The sequence below is a fragment of the Bradyrhizobium vignae genome (genome assembly GCF_900324035.1).
GTDB classification, from domain to species: Bacteria; Pseudomonadota; Alphaproteobacteria; order Rhizobiales; family Xanthobacteraceae; genus Bradyrhizobium; species Bradyrhizobium vignae.
The window spans coordinates 3,802,476-3,825,277 of the sequence record NZ_LS398110.1 but is presented as its reverse complement, the minus strand read 5'-3'; the positions used below and the strand labels follow the sequence as shown (position 1 = coordinate 3,825,277).

At 64.3% G+C, this 22,802-nt stretch carries 23 protein-coding genes; all 23 read right to left on the bottom strand.

Annotated features, from left to right (window positions below; all coding sequences use genetic code 11):
- Window positions 1–27: 27 nt before the first annotated feature.
- The 23 genes from BRAD3257_RS18630 to BRAD3257_RS18520 all read right to left on the bottom strand — a co-directional run bounded on the left by BRAD3257_RS18630 (window position 28) and on the right by BRAD3257_RS18520 (window position 22,610).
- Window positions 28–1,617 (bottom strand): ABC transporter substrate-binding protein, encoded by a 1,590-nt coding sequence (locus tag BRAD3257_RS18630; protein WP_122403015.1) that lies wholly within the window; start codon window positions 1,615–1,617, stop codon window positions 28–30.
- A 403-nt stretch (window positions 1,618–2,020) separates the two neighbouring features.
- The gene (gene mtnK / locus BRAD3257_RS18625) at window positions 2,021–3,310 is read right to left on the bottom strand and encodes an S-methyl-5-thioribose kinase (protein WP_122403014.1); all 1,290 of its coding nucleotides are present in this window, start codon (window positions 3,308–3,310) and stop codon (window positions 2,021–2,023) included.
- A gap of 33 nt (window positions 3,311–3,343) precedes the next feature.
- Entirely contained in the window at window positions 3,344–3,691 is a 348-nt protein-coding gene (locus BRAD3257_RS18620) for a hypothetical protein (RefSeq protein WP_122403013.1), read from the bottom strand.
- 155 nt (window positions 3,692–3,846) lie between these two features.
- Window positions 3,847–4,122: a DUF1467 family protein gene (locus tag BRAD3257_RS18615; protein ID WP_100232724.1), complete on the bottom strand. Its 276-nt coding sequence runs from the start codon at window positions 4,120–4,122 to the stop codon at window positions 3,847–3,849.
- 9 nt (window positions 4,123–4,131) lie between these two features.
- Window positions 4,132–4,536, bottom strand: coding sequence for a methylmalonyl-CoA epimerase (mce, locus tag BRAD3257_RS18610; protein ID WP_122403012.1), 405 nt, complete (start codon window positions 4,534–4,536; stop codon window positions 4,132–4,134).
- Window positions 4,537–4,548: 12 nt separating this feature from the next.
- Window positions 4,549–6,219, bottom strand: coding sequence for a ribonuclease J (locus BRAD3257_RS18605; RefSeq protein ID WP_122403011.1), 1,671 nt, complete (start codon window positions 6,217–6,219; stop codon window positions 4,549–4,551).
- A complete protein-coding gene (locus BRAD3257_RS18600; protein WP_122403010.1) occupies window positions 6,219–7,025 on the bottom strand; it encodes a biotin--[acetyl-CoA-carboxylase] ligase in 807 nt (268 codons plus the stop codon). Before BRAD3257_RS18600 ends, BRAD3257_RS18605 begins: the two co-directional genes overlap by 1 nt.
- A gap of 1 nt (window position 7,026) precedes the next feature.
- Window positions 7,027–8,463 (bottom strand): NADH-quinone oxidoreductase subunit NuoN, encoded by a 1,437-nt coding sequence (gene nuoN, locus BRAD3257_RS18595; protein ID WP_122403009.1) that lies wholly within the window; start codon window positions 8,461–8,463, stop codon window positions 7,027–7,029.
- A 22-nt stretch (window positions 8,464–8,485) separates the two neighbouring features.
- Window positions 8,486–9,994, bottom strand: coding sequence for an NADH-quinone oxidoreductase subunit M (locus BRAD3257_RS18590; RefSeq protein WP_122403008.1), 1,509 nt, complete (start codon window positions 9,992–9,994; stop codon window positions 8,486–8,488).
- Window positions 9,995–12,088, bottom strand: a complete 2,094-nt coding sequence (gene nuoL, locus BRAD3257_RS18585) for an NADH-quinone oxidoreductase subunit L (protein WP_122403007.1) — start codon at window positions 12,086–12,088, stop codon at window positions 9,995–9,997.
- 8 nt (window positions 12,089–12,096) lie between these two features.
- Window positions 12,097–12,405: an NADH-quinone oxidoreductase subunit NuoK gene (nuoK, locus tag BRAD3257_RS18580; protein WP_027523804.1), complete on the bottom strand. Its 309-nt coding sequence runs from the start codon at window positions 12,403–12,405 to the stop codon at window positions 12,097–12,099.
- Window positions 12,402–13,040: an NADH-quinone oxidoreductase subunit J gene (locus tag BRAD3257_RS18575; RefSeq protein ID WP_027575307.1), complete on the bottom strand. Its 639-nt coding sequence runs from the start codon at window positions 13,038–13,040 to the stop codon at window positions 12,402–12,404. The genes nuoK and BRAD3257_RS18575 overlap by 4 nt, the downstream gene beginning before the upstream one ends.
- A 9-nt stretch (window positions 13,041–13,049) precedes the next feature.
- Entirely contained in the window at window positions 13,050–13,544 is a 495-nt protein-coding gene (gene nuoI, locus BRAD3257_RS18570; RefSeq protein ID WP_210342510.1) for an NADH-quinone oxidoreductase subunit NuoI, read from the bottom strand.
- An 8-nt stretch (window positions 13,545–13,552) separates the two neighbouring features.
- Window positions 13,553–14,620, bottom strand: a complete 1,068-nt coding sequence (gene nuoH / locus BRAD3257_RS18565) for an NADH-quinone oxidoreductase subunit NuoH (protein WP_122403006.1) — start codon at window positions 14,618–14,620, stop codon at window positions 13,553–13,555.
- A 10-nt stretch (window positions 14,621–14,630) separates the two neighbouring features.
- Entirely contained in the window at window positions 14,631–16,706 is a 2,076-nt protein-coding gene (gene nuoG, locus BRAD3257_RS18560; RefSeq protein WP_122403005.1) for an NADH-quinone oxidoreductase subunit NuoG, read from the bottom strand.
- A 5-nt stretch (window positions 16,707–16,711) separates the two neighbouring features.
- Window positions 16,712–18,037 (bottom strand): NADH-quinone oxidoreductase subunit NuoF, encoded by a 1,326-nt coding sequence (nuoF, locus tag BRAD3257_RS18555; RefSeq protein ID WP_122403004.1) that lies wholly within the window; start codon window positions 18,035–18,037, stop codon window positions 16,712–16,714.
- Window positions 18,038–18,052: 15 nt separating this feature from the next.
- Window positions 18,053–18,259, bottom strand: coding sequence for a hypothetical protein (locus tag BRAD3257_RS18550; protein WP_122403003.1), 207 nt, complete (start codon window positions 18,257–18,259; stop codon window positions 18,053–18,055).
- Window positions 18,259–18,870, bottom strand: coding sequence for an NADH-quinone oxidoreductase subunit NuoE (gene nuoE / locus BRAD3257_RS18545; protein ID WP_122403002.1), 612 nt, complete (start codon window positions 18,868–18,870; stop codon window positions 18,259–18,261). Before nuoE ends, BRAD3257_RS18550 begins: the two co-directional genes overlap by 1 nt.
- Before the next feature lie 12 nt (window positions 18,871–18,882).
- A complete protein-coding gene (locus tag BRAD3257_RS18540; RefSeq protein ID WP_162500256.1) occupies window positions 18,883–19,845 on the bottom strand; it encodes an FkbM family methyltransferase in 963 nt (320 codons plus the stop codon).
- Window positions 19,845–21,041 (bottom strand): NADH-quinone oxidoreductase subunit D, encoded by a 1,197-nt coding sequence (locus BRAD3257_RS18535; RefSeq protein ID WP_122403000.1) that lies wholly within the window; start codon window positions 21,039–21,041, stop codon window positions 19,845–19,847. Before BRAD3257_RS18535 ends, BRAD3257_RS18540 begins: the two co-directional genes overlap by 1 nt.
- Window positions 21,042–21,043: 2 nt before the next feature.
- Complete coding sequence (locus BRAD3257_RS18530; protein ID WP_027575316.1) at window positions 21,044–21,655, bottom strand: NADH-quinone oxidoreductase subunit C; 612 nt, start codon at window positions 21,653–21,655, stop codon at window positions 21,044–21,046.
- 11 nt (window positions 21,656–21,666) lie between these two features.
- Complete coding sequence (locus BRAD3257_RS18525; RefSeq protein WP_162500255.1) at window positions 21,667–22,254, bottom strand: NuoB/complex I 20 kDa subunit family protein; 588 nt, start codon at window positions 22,252–22,254, stop codon at window positions 21,667–21,669.
- Entirely contained in the window at window positions 22,245–22,610 is a 366-nt protein-coding gene (locus BRAD3257_RS18520) for an NADH-quinone oxidoreductase subunit A (protein WP_008136158.1), read from the bottom strand. The genes BRAD3257_RS18525 and BRAD3257_RS18520 overlap by 10 nt, the downstream gene beginning before the upstream one ends.
- Window positions 22,611–22,802: the final 192 nt, after the last annotated feature.

The following is a 22,802-nucleotide window of genomic DNA, read 5'->3' as shown; positions in this document are numbered from 1 at the left end:
TCTGTCACGATGGGGGGAGCGCGCGTGTCACTTCGCGGGCGAGGTCTCGTCGACCCAGAGCTCCTCCACGTTCTGGTGGGTCAGCTCCGTCGGGTTCTGCTGAATTCCGTGGAGCCATGGCTGCACGGCCATGACCGCCTTGTTGTAGTTGAAGAACCAGACCGGCGCCTCGTCGTAGAGCAGTGCATTGGCCTTTTGCAGCAGCTGGGTGCGCTTCGCAGCGTCATCGGCCTGCCCGGCCTCGTCGAGGATCTTGTCGAATTCGGCATTCTTGAAGTTCATGTAGTTGCAGGCCGGTTGCGGCGTCGACGAGTGGAAGCATTTGAGTGCGGCCAGCGGATCCGGGCCGCTCTGCTGGGAATAGATGAAGGCCTGGTAGTCGCCGGTGCGAACCACCTCCGCCAGCACCGCGGTCTCGACCTGCTTGACCTTGGCCTTGATGCCGACCTTGTCCAGCATTGGAATGACGGCCGAGACGATCGGCAGGCCCCAGCTTTCGTTCTGGCTGGTGGTCCATTCGAACTCGAAGCCGGATGCGTAGCCGGCCTCGGTGAGCAGTTGCTTGGCCTTGGCGGGATCATAGGGATACGGCTTCATGGACTTGTCGTAGGCCGGCGAGGTCAGCGGCAGCCAGCTGGTGGCGCGGTAGGCCTTGCCTTTGACCAGCTTGTTGATGATCAAGTCGGTATCGATCGCGTAGTTGATCGCCTGCCGGACGCGTTTGTCGGCAAACGGTTTGAAGGCGGTGTTCATCCCCATGTAGCGCGTGAAGACCTCCGCGACATCGACGATGGTACCCTTGAGGTTGGCGTCGGACTGGTAGGCGACGTACTGCGCCGGTCCCAGCACCGAGGTGTCGATCTCCTTGTTGCGGAAGGCGACATCGCGCGCGGCGGCCTCGGCCATGATCGACACGATGACCTTGTCGGCATAGGGCTTGCCGGGCTTGTAGAAGCGGTCCCAGCGCTCCAGGACGATGCGCGATCCCGGCACGTGCTCGACGAATTTGAAAGGCCCGAGACCGATCGGCTTCTGGATGAAGCTCTCCTTGGCGCCTTCGTCGGCCGGATAGATCGAGGTCAGCGCGGTGAAGAAATAAAAGCCGGGATCGACCTTGTCGGTCAGCTTCATCTCGATGGTGAAGTCGTCGATCTTCTTCAGGCCGGAGATTTCCTTGGCCTGGCCCTTCTCCACCGCGGCCGCGCCCTCGATCACGCGGACAAAGCGAGCGCCGGGATAGGCCTTGCTGCCGTCCATGATGCGGTTATAGGACCAGATGACGTCGTCGGCGGTCATCTTTCGGCCATTGTGGAAGTAGGCATCGTCGCGCAGCTTGAAGGTGTGCACGAGACCTCCGCCCGAGACCACATCCTCCTTGGCGAGTTCCAGGACCGGCTTTCCTTGCGCGGAATCCCAGATGTAGAGCGAGCGGTGCAGCGCCTTGGCGTAGATCTCGTCCTGGGCGCGTTGCGTGGTGTGAATGTCGAGACTTGTGAAGCTCGAGCCATAGGGCGCGGTCATCCGGATGGTTCCGCCCTTGCGCGGCGTCTCGGCCTCCGCCGTAGCAGCGAGCGCCAGCCCCATCCCCGCGACGACCGCAATCATCCTGAACATCATGTGTCCCCCAACAGCGCAGGCGTATTCCGACAAGAGATTTGATCATTCGTCGCCCGTCGAAAGCAAGCTTCGATTTGATGGCAACCGATGCCGGTTTCCGAGGCAGTCCTTCGACCGAGACCCTTCGGGGGACTGGTTGCATGCCCCAAGCCGATTTGACGCGGTGCGTCATTGAACGGCCGGGATCGGTGAACATTTTTCGTGATCAACGCGAACGACGGAGGGACTGGGCGCCGGCTTTATTGACGTTCCCGCGACGATCTCTCACCTCGTCATTGCGAGCGCAGCGAAGCAAATCCAGTCTGGCTCCGCGGAAAGATTCTGGATGCTTCGCTGCGCTCGCAAAACATCGACAGCAATGACGGAGCGTGGGGCGGCTCCGGCTCCTCACCATGCGGCTCTCTCAGCCGGACAGCTCCGGCATCCAGTTCCGCAGTTTCCGCGCGGCGCCCGTCACGTCGGTGACCGTCCGAAATGCCCCCGTCTCCACCATCATCGTGCGCGCCAGCCGCACGGCGCGTGCCTCGGTGGTCGCCCGCATGCGCAAGTCCTCGATCAGCTCGAAATCGATGTTGTGGGCGAGGCCGAAGATGCGGCGGATGATCTTGGCAGCGGCGAAGCCGACCGTATCGGCGAACAGGCGCTGCATGTAGGCCTGCCGCTCGGCCTCCAGGCGCGCCGTGCCCTTCTCGCCGCCGAAGAGTGACACCGGATAGGCGTCACCGGCCGCGCTGCCGCGCCAGAGATCGAGGAATTTGCCGGCGAACCCGGTCCACACGTTTTCGACCGTCTCCAACACCCAGGCCTCGAATGCGGCCCGGTCGCCCGGCGCGCCCTCGTGGCCGGCGGAGGCGAAATAGGCCATCAAGAGGTTGGCAAGCACGGCGCCCGCGTCGAACCCCATCGGACCGTAGAATGCGAATTCAGGGTCGATCACCCGCGTCTGGCTGTCCGTGACCATGATCGAGCCCGTGTGGAGGTCGCCATGGATCAGCGCCTCGGGGCTCGCCATGAATTTCAACTTCAGCCGGGAGATCGCGATGTGCAGGTCCATGTCGTCGCGCAGATCGGCGGCGACGCCGTCGAGATATGGCACCGTCCAACGGTTCTGTTCGGCGATGCGGTAGGGATCGGTGAAGATCAGATCCTCCGTGATCTTGCAGAGTGCGTGGTTGCCGGCGAAGGCGGCTATGCCCTGCTTCTTCTCCGCCGCGGAGAGCGCGAGGTCGGAGGTGAAGAACAAGGTGCGCGCCATGAAGGTGGTGATGTCGTCCGCGAAGCGCGGATATTTGGTTCCCGCGACCAGGCCCTTGCGCATGATGATGTGGGGCTCGAGCAGCTCCATCACCGTCAGCGCCAGCTTTTCGTTGTGATGCAGCAGGGCCGGCACCAGGCCGGGTGCGAGCTCGGCCTGCCGTGACAGAGCGAGATATTCGTAATGGGCCCGCGACAGCGGCAGCGGCCAACTCTCGCCGACGAGGCGAACGTAAGGCAGCGCCTGCTTCACGGCGATGCCGCCACGGGCGCCCTTGACGATGAAGACGAGGTTGAGATTGCCGTCGCCGACCTCGGTGATCGCCCAGGATACGGGATCGCCGCCAAGCCGCACCTTCAGGTCCGGAAGGGCCGCGAGATAATCCCGCAAGGCCGCCTCATGCAGAATCCGATAGTCTCCTGCCCGGTCCCCGGTCATGACGATCCCACCCCATTTGTGTAGGCCGGATCGTTACTCCCGCTCCAGGAAGCTCGAGCCGATCTCGGCCTTTCTTTTGATCGGATCGTAATCACAATAAACGAGGTCCGCCACCAGCGTGTAGCTGGCGCTGACGGTGTATTTGTCTGTTTTGACCGAGTTCAGGCCGATCACCGAGGTGCTCTTGCCCCCGTTCCATTTGAACGGGGTCGAGCTCTTGGCCTGCTCGCAGGCCAGCACGGCCTCGTTGAAGACATAGCCCTCGACGAACGCCTTCAGGGTGCGCACCTGCACCGCCATCTTCCATTCGACATAGCCGATGGCACCAAGACCGGCGACGATCAGCACCAGAAGCGCGACGACGATCCTCTGAAAAGTCATTCGTTACCCCCTCAATTGTGTTTCAATATGCAAACTATCTCCGGCGTCATTGCGAGCGAAGCGAAGCAATCCAGAGTCTTTCCGCGGAGGGATACTGGATTGCTTCGCTTCGCTCGCAATGACGAGCTTGGTCGATATCCTTCGTCTGTTACGCTCTAAAACGGCATTCCCATCAATTTCGACAGGCGCTCGATCGAGAGATAGCCGGCATGATAGGCCGCTACGCCGAGGCCGTAGATCACCGCCGAGATGATCGTGGTCCAGATCAGCTTGCGGCCCATCCGCGTCAGGATCGGCGCGCCGGGATCGGTGCCGGGGGCGCCGACGCCGTCCTCGTGCTGGCTGCGCACGCCGAACGGCAGCGTCAGGAACAGCGCGATCCACCAGATGACGAAGTAGATCGCAAGCGCGGTCGAGATCTGGATGGCCATGGCGCGGCCTTATGCCTGCTCGATCTCGACCAGGGCGCCGGAGAAATCCTTCGGGTGCAGGAACAGCACCGGCTTGCCGTGGGCACCGATCTTCGGCACGCCGTCCCCGAGCACCCTTGCGCCCTCCCTCACCAGCGTGTCGCGCGAGGCGATGATGTCGACGACCTCGTAGCAGACATGGTGGATGCCGCCGTCGGGATTGCGCTCGATGAACTTTGCGATCGGCGAGGATTCACCGAGCGGCTCGATGAACTCGATCTTGGTGTTGGGAAGGGTCGCGAACACGGTGGTGACGCCATGCTCGGGCAGCGGCACGGCCTCGGAGATCTGGGCGCCGAATGCCGCACCGTAGATCTTGGCGGCCTTGACGGCGTCCTTGGTCGCGATCGCGACGTGGTTGAGGCGACCCAGCATGGTTCTCTCCCGTTAGACTGTCAGTACGTGGACCAGACAGGGGGGCTTTTTGCCCCAATGTTCGTTGATCACAGCCCGGACCGCGCGTCGCACCGGCTCGGCCAGCGCGTCCGGATCGCGGCGGCGCGCCTTCGGCAGCCCCTCGATCGTGGACATCACGGCTTCGAAGACAAGGTCGTCGAAGAGTTCGCCGGCCCGGTTCTTCTCGGGGATGCCGACGAGATCGACCTCGGGCTCGTCGGCGAGCTCGCCCTGCGCGGTCATGGCGATGGCGACGAAGGCGCAGCCGGAGAACGCCATGCGGCGGCGCTCGATCACGGCACGGGACTTGGAGTCCTCCAGGATCGTGCCGTCCTTGTAGAGGCGGCCCGACGGCACCTCGCCGACGATGCCGGGATCGCCGGGGCCGAGCTTGACGAGATCGCCATTGCGGCAGACCAGCACGCGCGGCACGCCGGCGGCGCGGGCGAGCTTTGCGTGCTCGTGCAGATGCAGCGCCTCGCCGTGGACGGGGATGAGGAGCTGCGGTTTCACCCAGGAGATCAGGTCGCGCAGCTCGTCGCGGCGCGGGTGGCCGGAGACGTGGACCAGGGCGTCGCGGTCGGTGATGATTTCGATGCCCTGGAGCACCAGATTGTTGATGATCGAGCCGACGGCCTTCTCGTTGCCGGGAATGGTGCGCGATGAGAAGATGACGCTGTCGCCGCGGTTCAGGGTGATTTCAGGATGATCGTCATTGGCGATGCGCGCCAGCGCCGCGCGCGGCTCGCCCTGGCTGCCGGTGCACAGCGCCAGCACCTTGTCCTGGGGCAGGTGACCGTAGACCTCGGGCGAGCGGAAGTTCTGCACGCCTTCGAGATAGCCGGTCTCACGCGCGACCTGCACCACGCGCTCCATGGCGCGGCCGACCACCACGACCTCGCGGTCGGCGGCCCTCGCGGCATCGGCGACGGCTTTGACGCGGGCGACGTTGGAGGCGAAGGTCGTGACCGCGACGCGGCCCTTGGCCGCCTTCACGAGGTCGATGATGGTTTTGGCGACCTCGGCTTCCGAGGGCGAGCGGCCGTCGCGCACCGCGTTGGTGGAATCGCCGATCAAGGCGAGCACGCCCTGCTCACCCAATTCGCGCAGCCGCTTCTCGTCGGTCGGGGGCCCCAGCGTCGGAGTCGGGTCGATCTTCCAGTCGCCGGTGTGCAGCACGATGCCGGCTTCGGTGTGGATCGCAAGCGCGTGGGCTTCCGGAATCGAGTGCGCGACCGGGATGAACTCGACGTTGAACGGGCCGACATCGACGCGGCCGCCCGATGGCACCACCGTGACCGGGATCTCGGGCGCATTGCGCTCGGCGGCGCATTTGGCCTCGAACAGCGCGGCGCTGAATTTCGTCGCGTAGATCGGGCATTTCAGCTTGGGCCAGAGGTCGATGATGGCGCCGAAATGATCCTCATGGGCGTGGGTCAGCACCAGGCCCATCAGGTTCTTGCGCTCCTTCTCCAGGAAGCTGATGTCGGGCATGATCAGGTCGATGCCGGGCAGATGCTCCTCGTCGCCGAAGGAGACGCCGAGATCGACCGCGAGCCAGGCGCGCTGGTGGCGGTTGCCGAGGCCGTAGATCGACAGGTTCATGCCGATCTCGCCGACGCCGCCGAGCGGCGCAAACACCAGTTCGTCGGGCCTTGCCATCACGCAGCTCCCACGGAGGCGACGGGGCCGAAGAACACCTCGCCCGCGGCCACCGGCACAAGGCGGCCCTCGGCGGTGCGGACGATCAGGCAGCCGGTGTCGTCGATCGTGTCAAATATGCCTTCCAGCGTCATCGCTCCCGTGTGGATCGCGACCTTCTCGCCGAGGCCGGCCGCGCGGTCCAGCCACAGTTTACGGATATCGGCGAAACCGCGGCCATTGTCCCAGATGCCACGGAACTCGACCCAGGCGTCCGACAAGGCCGTAAACAGCTCCTCCGCGCTGATTTGGACGCCGAGCGTAGCCAGCGACACTGCGGGCGTCGGCGTCCCTTCGGGCGCAGCGACGACGTTGGTGCCGATGCCGACGACGACGGCCAGGCGGTCGCCGATGGCCTCCGCCTCGAGGCCGATGCCGACGAGCTTCTTGCCATTGGCGAGCACGTCATTCGGCCATTTCAGGGCGTAGCGGGGACGGTCAGGACCAAGCCGCAGCGCGGCTTCGAGGCTGACCTTCTCGAGGGCGGCCTCCTCTGCCAGCCCTGCGGCAAACCCGATGGTGGCGGCAACCGCTGGCGCGATGTCCAGGACTTCGAGGACGCTGGCGGCGAGATTGCCCTTCGGGGCGATCCAGGCGCGCTGGCGGCGGCCACGGCCGGCGGTCTGCTCCGAGGTGACGAACCACATCGGACCGCGTTCGCCGGCCCGCGCGTGCTCGATGGCGTCGGTGTTGGTCGAGCCGGTCCGTTCGAACGCCGCGAGCTTGTAGCCCGCGGCCTGTGCGCGAGGACCGAGCGCGAACGCCATCCTAGAACAGCGACTTTGCCGCGGCGGAGGCGACGCTCACCACGGGACCTGCGAACAGCGCAAACAGGATGTTGAACACGCCCGCGACCGCCAGCACCGTCTTCACCTCGATGCGCACCGGGTCGACCTGGCCGGCCGGCTCGTCGAAGTACATCGTCTTGACGATGGCGAGATAGTAGTAGGCGCCGACCACGCTGGTCAGCACGCCGATCACAGCGAGCGTGAACAGGTTCGCCTTGATGGCGGCGACGAAAACGTACCATTTGGCGAAGAAGCCGGCGAGCGGCGGAATGCCGGCGAGCGAGAACAGCAGCATCGCGAACATGAAGGCGAGCAGCGGGTTGGTGCGCGAGAGGCCAGCGAAATCGCTGATCTGCTCGACGGCCTGGCCGTTACGCTTCATGGCGAGGATGATCGAGAACGAGCCGAGCGTCATCGCGACATAGATCACGATGTACATCAGGACGCCCTGCGCGCCCTCGACCGTGCCCGAGGCCAGGCCGACCAGGGCGAAGCCCATATGGCCGATCGAGGAATAGGCCATCAGGCGCTTGATGTTGCTCTGGCCGATCGCGGCGAAGGAGCCGAGCGCCATCGACGCGATCGACACGAACACCAGGATCTGCTGCCACTGCGAGACGATGCCGGGGAATGCGGTCAGCGTGACGCGGGTGAAGACGGCGAGCGCGGCCACCTTCGGCGCCGAAGCGAAGAAGGCGGTGACCGGCGTCGGCGCGCCCTCGTAGACATCAGGCGTCCACATGTGGAACGGCACGGCCGAGACCTTGAAGCAGAGGCCGACGAGCAGGAAAACGAGGCCGAAGATCAGGCCGATATTCGAGACCGTCGCGGCCGCGGCGATGCCGGTGAAGCTGACGGTACCGGTGAAACCATAGACCAGCGAGGCGCCGTAGAGCAGCATGCCCGAGGACAGCGCGCCCAGCACGAAGTACTTCAGGCCGGCTTCGGTCGACTTGGCGTTGTCGCGGTTCGAGGCGGCCACGACGTAGAGCGCCAGCGACATCAATTCGAGGCCGAGATAGAGCGAGATCAGATCGCCGGCCGAGATCAGCACCATCATGCCGAGCGTCGAGAGCAGCACCAGGATCGAATACTCGAAGATGCGGCGCGACGGGTCGGACAGGAACTCGGTCGACAGGATCAGCGTCACGGCCGAGCCGATCACGGCCAGGATCTTCATGAAGCGGGCGAAGTCGTCGACGATGAAGCTGCCGCCGAAGGTCACCTGCTTGCCCGCAGGCTGCATGTAGACGAGCGCGCCGACCACGATCAGCAGCACCACTGCCAGCGAGGTGACCGTCCTGGTCGTCCCCTGCCCGCGATAGGCCCCGAGCATCAGAAGCGCCATGGCGCCGACCGCGAGCACGAGCTCGGGCAGCGCGGGCGCCAGTTGATAACCTGCAGTCGAAAAGCTCATGGCGATATCCTGACCTGCCCGATCACTGGAGCAGTGCGGCGGCCCTCACGGCCGTCACGGCGGTGTTGTAATTGTTGACGAGTTGCTGGACCGAGGCGGCCGACATGTCGAGCACCGGCTTCGGCCAGACGCCGAACAGGATCGTCAGCGCGATCATCGGAAACAGCGTCAGGCACTCCCGCAAGGTGAGATCCTTCATGCTCATCAGCGACGGCTTGACCAGCGCTCCGAACACGATCTTGCGGTAGAGCCACAGCGCGTACGCCGCCGAAAGGATCACGCCTGATGTGGCGAAGAACGCGGTCGGCAGCGAGACCTTGAAGGTGCCGAGCAGCGTCATGAACTCGCCGACGAAGCCGCTCGTGCCGGGCAGACCGACATTGGCCATGGTGAAGACCATGAAGGTCATCGCGTAGAGCGGCATCCGGTTGACGAGGCCGCCATAGGCCGCGATCTGGCGGGTGTGCAGGCGGTCGTAGACGACGCCGACGCAGAGGAACAGCGCGCCGGAAACGATGCCGTGCGAGATCATCTGGAACACGCCGCCGGCGACGCCCTGCATGGTGCCGGCGAAGATGCCCATGGTGACGAAGCCCATATGCGCGACTGACGAGTACGCGATCAGCTTCTTCATGTCCTCCTGCATCAAGGCCACCAGCGAGGTGTAGATGATGGCGATGACCGAGAGCGTGAAGATCAGCGGCGCGAAGTCGTGCGAGGCCAGCGGGAACATCGGCAGCGAGAAGCGCAGGAAGCCGTAGCCGCCCATCTTCAACAGGATCGCGGCGAGGACCACCGAGCCCGCGGTCGGCGCCTCGACGTGGGCGTCGGGCAGCCAGGTGTGCACCGGCCACATCGGCATCTTCACCGCAAACGAGGCGAAGAAGGCGAGCCAAGCCCAGGTCTGCAGGGACCGCGGCACGGCGGTGTGCATCAGGGTCGGGATGTCGGTGGTGCCGCCGTTCCAGTACAGCGCCATGATGGCAAGCAGCATCAGGACCGAGCCGAGCAGCGTGTAGAGGAAGAACTTGAACGACGCATAGACCCGGCGCGGACCGCCCCAGACGCCGATGATCAGGAACATCGGGATCAGGCCGCCCTCGAAGAACAGGTAGAACAGCACGAGGTCGAGCGCCGAGAAGGTGCCGACCATCAGCGTCTCCAGGATCAGGAACGCCATCATGTATTCGCGGACGCGGCTCGTGATCGCCTTCCAGCTCGCGATGATGCAGAACGGCATCACCGCGGTGGTGAGGATCACGAGCGGCAGCGAGATGCCGTCGACGCCCATATGGTAGGTGATGCCGGTGGCGAGCCAGTTCGCCTTCTCGACGAACTGGAAGTCCGGATTTGCGGGATCGAAGCGCATGACCAGGATCACCGACACCGCGAAGGTGATCAGCGTGGTCCAGAGCGCGATCCAGCGCGAATTGCGCCGGGCCGCCTCGTCATCGCCGCGGCTCAGATAGACGATCAGCGCGCCGACCAGCGGCAGGAACGTGGTGACCGAAAGAATGGGCCAGGTTGTCATTTACTGGCCTCCAAAGCCGAACATGAACCAGGTGATCAGGCCGGCCGCGCCGATCAGCATGGCGAATGCGTAGTGATAGAGATAGCCGGTCTGGATCTTCACGACGTTGCGGGTGACGTCGAGCACGCGAGCGGAGACGCCGTCGGGTCCGAAGCCGTCGATGATGAAGCCGTCGCCCTTCTTCCAGAGCTGATAGCCGATCCACTTCGCCGGACGGACGAAGATGAAGTCGTAGAGCTCGTCGAAGTACCATTTGTTGAGCAGGAACTGGTACAGCATCGGCTGCGTCTTCGCGAGCTCGACCGGCAGGTAGGGCCGGCGGATGTAGAACAGGTACGAGACGAGGAAGCCCAGCACCATCATCACCGTCGGCAGGAAGGCGATGGTCTCGGGGATGTGGTGCATCTCCTCGATGATGTGCGGGTTCATCTTCACGGACTCGCGGAAGAACTCCTCGATGCCGTGACCGGCGAACAGCTCCTTGAACGGAAGCCCTGCCACGAACGAGCCGACCGCGAGCGCGCCGATCGGGATCAGCATCCAGATCGGAGCCTCATGCGCGGCCTCGTAGTGATGCTCGTCGTGCGGCTCGCCGTGGAACGTCTTGAAGATCAGGCGCCAGGAGTAGAACGAGGTCAGGCCGGCGGCGACGACCGTCATCAGGAACCCATACACCGCGAACGGATTGTGCGAGGCGTAGGCGGACTCGATGATCGCGTCCTTGGAGAAATAACCGGCGGTGAGCGGGAAACCGGTCAGCGCCAAGGTGCCGACCACCATCACCGCATAGGTGTAGGGGATCTTCTTCCAGAGGCCGCCCATGTTGCGGATGTCCTGCTCGTGGTGCATCGCGTAGATCACCGAGCCGGAGCCTAGGAACAGCAGCGCCTTGAAGAAGGCGTGCGTGAACAGGTGGAACATGCCGACCGAATAGGCCCCTGCCCCCATCGCGACGAACATGTAGCCGAGCTGCGAACAGGTCGAGTAGGCGACGATGCGCTTGATGTCGTTCTGGACCAGGCCGATCGTGGCCGCGAAGAACGCCGTGGTGGCGCCGAAGAACATCACGACGGCCTGCGCATTCGGGGCGAGCTCGAACAGCGGCGACAGCCGCGCAACCATGAACACGCCGGCGGTGACCATCGTCGCCGCGTGGATCAGCGCCGAGACCGGGGTCGGGCCTTCCATCGCGTCCGGCAGCCAGGTGTGCAGCAGGAACTGCGCCGACTTGCCCATCGCACCCATGAACAGGAGGAGACAGGTCAGGGTCAGCGCGTCGGCGTGCCAGCCGAGGAAGTTGATGGTCTTGCCGGTGAGGCTGGGCGCGGCATGGAAGATGGTCTCGAAATCGGTCGAGCCGGCCAGCATGAAAATCGCGAATATGCCGAGCGCGAAGCCGAAATCGCCGACGCGGTTGACCACGAAGGCCTTGATGGCGGCGGCGTTCGCCGAGGGCCTCTGGTACCAGAATCCGATCAGCAGATAGCTGGCGAGACCCACGCCTTCCCAGCCGAAGAACAGCTGCACGAGATTGTCAGCCGTCACCAGCATCAGCATGGCGAAGGTGAACAGCGAGAGATAGCCGAAGAAGCGCGGCCGGTTCGGGTCCTCATCCATGTAACCGATGGAATAGAGGTGCACGAGCGAAGACACGGTCGTCACCACCACCAGCATCACGGCGGTCAGCGTGTCGACCCGCAGGGCCCACCAGACCTGGAGGTCGCCCGAGAAGATCCAGGGCAGAATCTGGATGCGGGCGTCATGATGCATGAAGCCGACATCGACCAGGGTCATCCAGGACAGTGCGGCCGAGACGAACAGGAGCGCCGTGGTGATCAGCTCGGCACCGCGCGAGCCGGCCGCCGGCGGCTCGTGGTCGTGATGGCCCGGCTCGTCGTGGGTCTCGTGAACGACGCTCCCCTCCTCCTTGATGGAGGCAGCGGAGACGTGGCCGTTATTCGCACCATTACCGTGCGCCTCGTCGTGATGCTCGACGGTGTCGCCTGAGGGATTGCGCCCATGCGCGCCCACAAGCGCGATCAGGCCGGCCAGAATGGCGCCCAGGAGAGGCAGGAAAACGATTGCCTGAACCATTTGAGAGCTCAGCCCTTCATCAGATTGACGTCCTCAACCGCGATCGAGCCGCGGTTGCGGAAATAGACCACCAGGATGGCGAGACCGATCGCGGCTTCGGCGGCCGCAACGGTCAACACCAGCAGCGCGAAGACCTGGCCGACGATGTCGCCGAGGAAGGTCGAGAACGCCACGAAATTGATGTTGACCGAGAGCAGGATCAGCTCGATCGACATCAGGATGACGATGATGTTCTTGCGGTTCAGGAAGATGCCGAGGATCCCGAGCGTGAACAGGATCGCGCCGACCGCCAGATAGTGTCCGAGCCCGATCGTCATTTCACCCACTCCGCAGCATCGGCGTCCGAGAGCCCCTGCCCCGACGCTACCTTGCGCATCGCCATCGCCATGTCGGGCGTGCGCGCGTTCTGAACGTTGATGTCCTGCCGCTTGACCTTCGCCTTATGCCGAAGCGTCAGCACGATCGCACCGATCATCGCAACGAGCAGCACCATGCCGGCGAGCTGGAAGTAGTGGATGTACTTCGTATAGAGCACGAGACCGAGCGCCTCGGTGTTCGAGACATTCGTGGGGATCGCCGCCGTGATCGTCTTGGAGACGCCGGGGTTGATGACCCAGAAGCCGACCGTGAGCAGCAGCTCGAACAGGAAGATGCCGCCGATCACGAGGCCGACCGGCAGATACTCGATGAAGCCCTCGCGCAGCTCGAGGAAGTCGACGTCGAGCATCATGATCACGAACAGGAACAGCACCGCGACCGCGCCGACATAGACGACGATCAGCATCATGCCGAGGAACTCGGCACCCATCAGCACGAACAGGCCGGAGGCGTTGACGAAGGCCAGGATCAGGTACAGCACGGAGTGCACGGGATTGCGCGAGACAATCACCATCACGGCCGAAGCGACGCAGACGCCGGCGAAGAGATAGAAGAACAGCGCGGGAAGGATCATGCCCTCACCTCACCGGTACGGCGCGTCGAGCTCGATCGCTTTCGCGATCTCGCGTTCCCAGCGGTCGCCGTTGGCGAGCAGCTTGGCCTTGTCATAATAGAGCTCCTCGCGGGTCTCGGTCGCGAACTCGAAGTTCGGGCCTTCGACGATGGCGTCGACCGGACAGGCCTCCTGGCAGAGGCCGCAATAGATGCACTTCACCATGTCGATGTCGTAGCGCACGGTGCGGCGGGTACCGTCGTTGCGGCGCGGGCCGGCCTCGATGGTGATGGCCTGCGCCGGGCAGATCGCCTCGCACAGCTTGCAGGCGATGCAGCGCTCTTCGCCGTTCGGATAGCGGCGCAGCGCGTGCTCGCCGCGGAACCGCGGCGAGATCGGGTTCTTCTCGAACGGATAGTTGATGGTCGGCTTCGGCTGGAAGAAGTAGCGCATGGCGAGGAAGAACGCCGAGACGAATTCCGACAGCAGAAGCGAGCGTGCAGTGGCGTTGACGTTGATACCCATGACGGCCCTCACTTCGGCGCGATGCCGGCGAAATGCAGCACGCCGGCCACCACGACCACCATCACCAGCGACAGCGGCAGGAACACCTTCCAGCCGAGGCGCATCAGTTGGTCGTAGCGGTAGCGCGGCACGATCGCCTTCGCCATCGCGAACAGGAAGAACATGAAGAACAGCTTCAGCGAGAACCAGATGATCCCCGGCACCCAGTTGAAGGGCGGCAGATCGACCGGCGGCAGCCAGCCTCCGAGGAACAGGATCGTCGCCAACGCGCACATCGTGACGATCGCGACATACTCGCCGAGCATGAACAAGAGGTACGGCGTCGAGCCGTATTCGACCATGAAGCCGGCGACGAGCTCGGATTCGGCTTCCACGAGATCGAACGGCGGACGGTTGGTTTCCGCCAGTGCCGAGACGTAGAACACCACGAACATCGGGAACAGCGGCCAGACGTACCAGTTCAGGATGGTGAGCTGCGGCAGCCCGATCAGGCTGGCAAGACCGCGCGCATGCTGGGCCTCGACCACGGCCGTGAGGTTCAGCGTGCCGGCGCAGAGCAGCACCGTGATGATGACGAAGCCGATCGAGACTTCATACGACACCATCTGCGCCGCTGAGCGCAGCGCGGCCAGGAACGGGTATTTCGAATTCGACGACCAGCCGGCCATGATGATGCCGTAGATCGACAGCGACGAGATCGCGAAGATGAAGAGGATGCCGACATTGATGTCGGAGATCACCCAGCCGAGATTGGTCGGAATCACCGCCCAGGCCGCGAGCGCGAGCACGCACGACACCAGCGGTGCCAGCAGGAACACGCCCTTGTTGGCGCCCGCCGGAATGATCGGCTCCTTGAGCACGAACTTCAGGAGGTCGGCGAAGGACTGCAGCAGGCCCCAGGGGCCGACCACGTTCGGGCCGCGGCGGATCTGCACCGCCGCCCAGATCTTGCGGTCGGCGAGCAGGATGTAGGCGATCGCGACCAAGAGGACGACGAGCACCAATACGCTCTGCGCGACCATGATGATCAGCGGCCAGAGGAAGCCGGTCCAGAATGCGCTTTCGAAGAATTCCATCAGATCACGCTCACTCCGCTGCGGTCAGCATTTGCCCGGAGGCGAGGCGCGAGCATTCCGCCATCACGGCGGACGCACGCGCGATTGGGTTGGTCAGGTAGAAGTCCTCGACCAGGGGCTTGAACGGCGCCTTTTCCGGCGAGCCGCCCTTCCCTGCAAGCTTCTTGATCTGGTCGGCGGAGCCGGCCTCGATCTGGCCGAGACGGATCAGATGCGGCACGGCCTTGAAGATCGCCTGGCGCAGCGCCGAAAGCGAGTCGTAGCCGAGCTTCTTGCCGAGCGCCTCCGACAGCGCGCGGATGATCGCCCAGTCCTCGCGGGCTTCGCCCGGCGGGAATGCGGCGCGGCCGGTCATCTGCACCCGGCCTTCGGTGTTGACGTAGATCGCTGACTTCTCGGTGTAGGCCGCTGCCGGCAGGATCACGTCGGCGCGATGCGCGCCGCGGTCGCCGTGAGTGCCGATATAGACGACGAAGGTGCCGTCAGGCGCCTTGATCTCGTCGGCCCCGAGCAGGAACAGCAAGTCCAGCGTGCCGAAAGTCGTCATCTGCGCGGCGTTCAGCCCACCCGCCGCGGCGGAGAAGCCGATATCGAGCGCACCGACGCGCGAGGCAGTTTCGTGCAGCACGCCAAAGCCGTTCCAGCCGTCCTTCACCGCCCCGACGTCGATCGCGAGCTTGGCGCTCGCGGCAAGAATGGCCGCGCCATCGTGACGGGCGGCCGCGCCTGCGCCGACCAGGATGATCGGATGCTTGGCGTTCTTCAGCACGTCCACGAAGGAGTGCTTGCCGGCCGCGAGCTCGCCGAGCGTCTCGGTGCCCGCACCGAGATGGTCATAATCATAGGTCAGGTCGGCCTTGGCGCCGATCACGCCGACCTTGAAGCCGCCGGCACGCCAGCGCTTGCGGATGCGGGCGTTGAACACGGCCGCCTCCTTGCGCGGATTGGCGCCGATGATGAGCAGCGCATCGGCCTGCTCGACGCCCGCAAGCGTCGGGTTGAAGATGTAGGAGCCGCGGCCGAGCGCGGGATCGAAGGCGTCGCCGCCCTGCACCGCCAGATTGCTCGAGCCGTACTTGGCGAGCAGATCCTTCAGCGCGAACATCTCCTCGACGCCAGCGAGATCGCCGGCGATCGCGCCGATCCGCTTGCCGTCACTGCGCGCCGCCTTGGCGGCGATGGCGGCGAAGGCCTCGGGCCAGCTCGCTGCACGCAGCATGCCGGCTTCGCGGATATAGGGCCGGTCGAGGCGCTGGGTGCGCAGGCCGTCGACGATGTGACGGGTCTTGTCGGAGATCCATTCCTCGTTCACGGCCTCGTTGATGCGCGGCAGGATGCGCATCACCTCACGGCCGCGGGTATCGACGCGGATCGCCGATCCGAGCCCGTCCATGACGTCGATCGACTGGGTCTTGCCGAGCTCCCAGGGACGCGCCGCGAACGCATAGGGCTTCGAGGTCAGCGCGCCGACCGGACAGATGTCGACGAGATTGCCCTGCAATTCCGAGGTCAGCGCGTGCTCGAGATAGGTCGTGATCTCCATGTCCTCGCCGCGGCCGGTGGCGCCCATCTCGGGCGCGCCGGCGACTTCCGCCGAGAAGCGGACGCAGCGCGTGCACTGGATGCAGCGGTTCATCGAGGTCTTGACCAGCGCGCCGAGGTACTTGTCCTCGACGGCGCGCTTGTTCTCGGCGAAGCGGCTGGTGTCGACACCATAGCCCATCGCCTGGTCCTGCAGGTCGCACTCGCCGCCCTGGTCGCAGATCGGGCAGTCCAGCGGATGGTTGATCAGCAGGAATTCCATCACGCCTTCGCGCGCCTTCTTCACCATCGGCGAACGCGTGGAGATCTCCGGCGGCTCGCCCTTGGGACCCGGACGGCAATCGCGCACACCCCAGGCGCAGCTCGCGACCGGCTTCGGGCCGCCTTTCACTTCGACGAGGCACATCCGGCAATTGCCGGCGATCGACAGCCGCTCGTGATAGCAGAAGCGCGGAATCTCGGCGCCCGCCGCCTCGCACGCCTGAAGCAGCGTGTACTCCGGCGGGACGTCGATCTCTTTGCCGTCGATGATGAGCTTGGTCATTCTTCTTACTCCGCCGCGACCATGTTCACGGGATCGCGGACGCCGATATCGTCGACATCGGCCTTATGCGAATACTGGTCGATGCGCGCCTCGATCTCGTGACGGAAGTGCGCGATCAGGCCCTGGATCGGCCAGGCCGCAGCATCGCCGAGCGCGCAGATGGTGTGGCCTTCGACCTGTTTCGTCACTTCAAGCAGCATGTCGATCTCGCGCTTATGGGCGCGGCCTTCGGCCATGCGGGTCAACACGCGCCACATCCAGCCGGTGCCTTCGCGGCACGGGGTGCATTGGCCGCAGCTCTCATGCTTGTAGAAGTACGAAATGCGGGCGATGGCGCGGATCAGATCAGTCGACTTGTCCATCACGATCACGGCCGCAGTGCCGAGACCCGAGCGCAGCTTGCTCAAGCTGTCAAAATCCATCGGCGTGTCGATGATCTGCTCGGCCGGCACCATGCGCACGGACGAGCCGCCGGGGATCACCGCCTTGAGATTGTCCCAGCCGCCGCGGATGCCGCCGCAATGCTTATCAATCAGCTCACGGAACGGAATGCCCATGGCTTCTTCGACGTTGCAGGGCCGCTCGACATGGCCGGAGATGCAGAACAGTTTCGTGCCGACATTGTTCGGACGGCCGATGCCGGCGAACCAGGCCGCGCCGCGACGCAGGATGTCGGGCGCGACCGCGATCGACTCGACGTTGTTGACGGTGGTCGGGCAGCCGAACAGACCGACGTTTGCCGGGAACGGCGGCTTCAGCCGCGGCTGGCCCTTCTTGCCCTCGAGGCTTTCGAGCAGCGCGGTCTCTTCGCCGCAGATGTAGGCGCCGGCGCCGTGGGCGACATAGAGATCGAACGGCCAGCCGTTGACGTTGTCCTTGCCGATCAGCTTGGCCTCGTAGGCCTGGTCGATCGCGGCCTGGAGGCGCTCACGCTCGCGGATGAACTCGCCGCGGACGTAGATGTAGCAGGCATGCGCGTTCATCGCGAAGCTCGCGATCAGGCAGCCCTCGACCAGCAGATGCGGATCATGCCGCATGATCTCGCGATCCTTGCAGGTGCCGGGCTCGGACTCGTCGGCGTTGACGACCAGATAGCTCGGTCTTCCGTCGGTCGATTCCTTCGGCATGAAGGACCATTTCAGACCGGTCGGGAAGCCAGCGCCGCCACGACCGCGCAGACCCGACGCCTTCATCTCGTTGATGATCCAGTCGCGGCCCTTGTCGATGATATTCTTGGTGCCATCCCAGGCGCCGCGGCGCCGCGCACCCTCGAGCCCCCAATCGTGGAGGCCGTAGAGGTTCTTGAAGATGCGGTCCTTGTCCTCGAGCATATCAGTGCTTTCCGATCAACGATTGGACTGCTTGTAGGCAAGTCCGGCGGCGCAGACGGCGAAGGTCAGCGCCCAGAGCAGACTGGATTCCAGCGACGCGTTCAGGCTGAGACGCTGCAGCAGGAAAATGAACGTGGCCGCCACCGCGGCATGCATCGCGATGAAGCCCCATCTTTTCACGGCACCGCTCCCCTGCACTGAAGGCGACGAAAGATCACGCATCAGGTGACCTCCTTCAGCGTGGTCGGTCCGGTTATCGGCGCCGAGAACTGGCGGCCGTTCTGGGGACCGGGCTTGGGCGGATTGCCCGAAGCAAAGCCGTCGAGCACCTTGCCGAAGCTTTCCTTGGTCAGGTCCTCATAGGTGTCCTTGCCGATCAGCACCATCGGCGCGTTCACGCAAGCGCCCAGGCACTCCACCTCTTCCCAGCTGAAATTGCCGTCCTTGGAGAGATGGAAGGGCTCGTGATGGATGCGGTGCTCGCAGACGTGGATCAGGTCCTCGGCGCCGCGCAGGCGGCAGGGCGTGGTGCCGCAGACCTGGACATGGGCTTTCTTGCCCACGGGAGCGAGCTGGAACATCGTGTAGAAGGTCGCGACCTCCAGCACGCGAATATAGGGCATGTCGAGCATGTCGGCGATGACGCGGATCGCGGCTTCCGAGACCCAGCCGTTATTTTGTTCCTGCGCGCGCCAGAGGATGGCGATGACGGCGGAAGCCTGGCGTCCGGGCGGATACTTCGCGATCTGCTGCCTGGCGAATGCGAGGTTCTCCTCCGTGAACGCAAAGCTCGCGGGCTGGACTTCCTTCGGTGCTAATCGGCGAACGGACATAGCTTCAATCTCTCACTGCATGCGGCGCGCGGTCTTCGCATTCATGGCCTCGATCCTGTCCTGCCAGAATGCGCTTGCGGTGCCGAAAACGTTGTAGCCGACGTGGGTCGAGACCTTGATGCGGTCGAGGATCGACAGCTCGGTCACGGTCTCCATCCGGTTGCTGCGCGGATCGAACACGATCAGCTTCAGCGGGGTCTGTTCGAGGATGAAGCGCGACACGGCGTGAGAGCGGTCGCTGCCGTGCTCCTCGCACATGATGACGCTGTCGGCCTGCAGCAGCCGGACGCCGCCCTTGATCGCCTCGATCTCGACGCCTTCGACGTCCAGCTTGATCAGGTACTTGCCGGTGGCCGCGACCTTGCCGTCGCCGATCAGATCGTCGAGCGCAATGACCGGCACTTCCTCACCGCCCACCGACGGATCGCCGGCGATGCTGAAGGCCTCGTGCTTGGTGCCGGAGAGCCGCGCGGTGCCGCGGGCCGCGCCGATCGCGCATTTCATGGTCTCGAAGCGGCCACCGTTGACGCGGGCGTTGTTGGCGAGCTTCGGATAGTTCTGGCCCGACGGCTCGATCGCGATCGCCTTGTGCGCACCGAACGGCTTGCTCGACACCAGCACCGACCAATAGCCGTAATTGGCGCCGCAATCGAGCAGCGTGTAGTCGACGTCGATGGAGTCGGCGAACAGCAGCTCGAGCTCGTCCTCATAATTGTACGAGCGGTTGAGCAGCTTGCTCCAGTAGCCGTCCCCATAGGGGAATTCGAACACCGCGTCGGGGTTGAGCCTGATCGCGATGTTGCGCTCCGGCAGCGTCTTGCGCAGCAGATTCGCGCAGGCGATGTAGCCCATGTGCGAGAAGTGCGAGGAGATCTTCGATCCCGTCACCAGCGCCAAGGCAGCCGTCCGCTCCCACAGGTTGGCCCCTTCAAGGGCCCCCGAGGCACGGTCAAACTGGATTGGCGCCTGCGCCATCACCGATCGACCTCTCCGAACACGATGTCGAGCGAGCCGAGGATCGCCGAGACGTCGGCAAGCAGATGGCCGCGGCAGATGTGATCCATCGCCTGGAGATGGGCGAAGCCCGGCGCGCGGATCTTGCACTTGTAGGGCTTGTTGGTGCCGTCGGCGACGAGATAGACGCCGAACTCGCCCTTGGGCGCCTCGACCGCGGCATAGACCTCGCCGGCCGGCACGTGGACGCCTTCGGTGTAGAGCTTGAAGTGGTGGATCAAGGCTTCCATCGAGCGCTTCATCTCGCCACGGCGCGGCGGGGCGACCTTGTTATCGGCGACGACGACGGGGCCCTTGCCGTCCGGCGCGTTCAGTTTCTGGATGCACTGCTTCATGATGCGCACGGCCTGGCGCATCTCTTCCATGCGGATCAGATAGCGGTCGTAGCAGTCGCCGTTCTTGCCGATCGGGATGTCGAAATCCATCTCGGCGTAGCACTCATAGGGCTGCGACTTGCGCAGATCCCAGGCCGCGCCCGAGCCGCGCACCATGACGCCCGAGAATCCCCACTCCCAGGCCTCCTTGAGCGGCACCACGCCGATGTCGACGTTGCGCTGCTTGAAGATGCGGTTGGCGGTGAGCAGCCGGTCGAGGTCGTCCACGACCTTCAGGAACGGATCGCACCAGGCCTCGATGTCGTCGACCAGCTTCTGCGGCAGGTCCTGATGCACGCCGCCGATACGGAAATAAGCAGCGTGCATGCGGCTGCCCGAGGCGCGCTCGTAGAACACCATCAGCTTCTCGCGCTCTTCGAAGCCCCACAGCGGCGGGGTCAGCGCGCCGACGTCCATCGCCTGTGTAGTGACGTTGAGCAGATGCGACAGGATGCGGCCGATCTCGCAATAGAGCACGCGGATCAGCTGGCCGCGGCGCGGCACCTCGATGCCCAGCAGCTTTTCGGCGGCGAGGCAGAAGGCGTGCTCCTGGTTCATCGGCGCGACGTAGTCGAGCCGGTCGAAATAAGGGATCGCCTGCAAGTACGTCTTTTGCTCGATCAGCTTCTCGGTGCCGCGATGAAGCAGGCCGATATGCGGATCGACGCGCTCGACCACCTCACCGTCGAGTTCCAGCACCAGGCGCAGCACGCCGTGCGCCGCCGGATGCTGCGGCCCGAAGTTGATGGTGAAGTTGCGGAGATTCTGCGGTTGCTCGTTCATGATCAGCTCTTCGGCCCCGCTTTTTCATCCCCCGGCAGCGGATAGTCCGCCCCCTCCCACGGCGAGAGGAAATCGAACTTGCGGAATTCCTGGTTGAGCCGGACGGGCTCGTAGACCACCCGCTTCTCCTGGTCGTCGTAGCGGACCTCGACGAAGCCGGTGAGCGGGAAATCCTTGCGCAGCGGATGGCCCTCGAAGCCGTAGTCCGTGAGGATGCGGCGCATGTCGGGATGGCCGACGAAGAACACGCCGTAGAGATCGTAGGCCTCGCGCTCGAACCAGTCGGCGCCGGGGAAGACGTCGATCAGCGACGGCACCTGCGTGGTCTCGTCGGCCTGAGCCTTGAGCCGGATCCGCGCGTTCAACGTCGGCGACAGGAAGTGGTAGATCACGTCGAAGCGCTTCTCGCGATCCGGGTAGTCCACCGCCGTGATGTCGGTGATGTTGACGAAACGGCAGTTCGGGTCATCGCGGAGGTACTTGACCACCTCGACGATCTTGCTGGCCTCGACATCCACGGTCAGCTGGTTGAAGGCCACCGAGTGACCGGTCGCGGCGCCCGGAAGCGCGCTAACGATCGTCTGCCCCAGGGCGTCGAGCTTGGCGTCGTCCATGACGTAAAACCTTAGCGTTCGATGGTGCCGGTGCGCCGGATCTTCTTCTGCAGCAGCAGCACGCCATAGAGCAGCGCTTCCGCCGTGGGCGGGCAGCCCGGCACGTAGATGTCGATCGGCACGATGCGGTCGCAGCCGCGCACGACCGAGTAGGAATAGTGGTAGTAGCCGCCGCCATTGGCGCAGGAGCCCATCGAGATGACGTAGCGCGGCTCCGGCATCTGGTCGTAGACCTTGCGCAGCGCAGGCGCCATCTTGTTGGTCAGGGTTCCCGCGACGATCATCACGTCGGACTGGCGCGGCGAGGCACGCGGGGCGAAGCCGAAGCGCTCGACATCGTAGCGCGGCATCGACACCTGCATCATCTCGACGGCGCAGCACGCGAGACCGAAGGTCATCCACATCAGGGAGCCGGTGCGCGCCCATGTGATGAGATCGTCGGTCGCGGCCACGAAGAAGCCCTTGTCGGACAGCTCGGAACTGACCTCGAGGAAGAATGGATCATTGGCCCCGACCGGCTTTCCGGTCGACGGATCCAGGATGCCCTTCGGGGCCGGCGCGATGACCGGACCGGTGGACGATGCGGGGTTCAATCCCATTCCAGTGCTCCCTTTTTCCATTCGTAGGCGAACCCGACCGTCAGCACGGCGAGGAACACCACCATGGACCAGAAGCCGGTCGCGCCAAGCTTGCCGAACGCCACAGCCCAGGGAAACAGGAACGCCACCTCGAGGTCGAAGATGATGAAGAGGATGGCGACCAGATAGAAGCGGACGTCGAACTTCATGCGGGCGTCGTCGAAGGCGTTGAAACCGCACTCATAGGCCGAGAGCTTTTCCGGGTCCGGCTGCTGGAACGCCACGATGAAGGGCGCGATCAGCAGCACGAGACCGATGAGGCCCGCAACGCCTATAAAGACCACGAGTGGAAGATAGTTCTGAAGAATGCCGCTCATTGACGAGCCCTTTTTCCCGCAGCCTCGGGAGAGCCACGGATTCGTCCGATTTGGAATTATTCTGAGCCTTAGCGCAGTGCACCAATGGGCGCAAGACACGCTCGTTTCAGGCCCTTTGCCGCTCCCAGCGCGGCGAAAATCCCGGAATCACCCCGCGGCTGGTATGGAGCAGATCGCCGGCCCCAGCAAGAG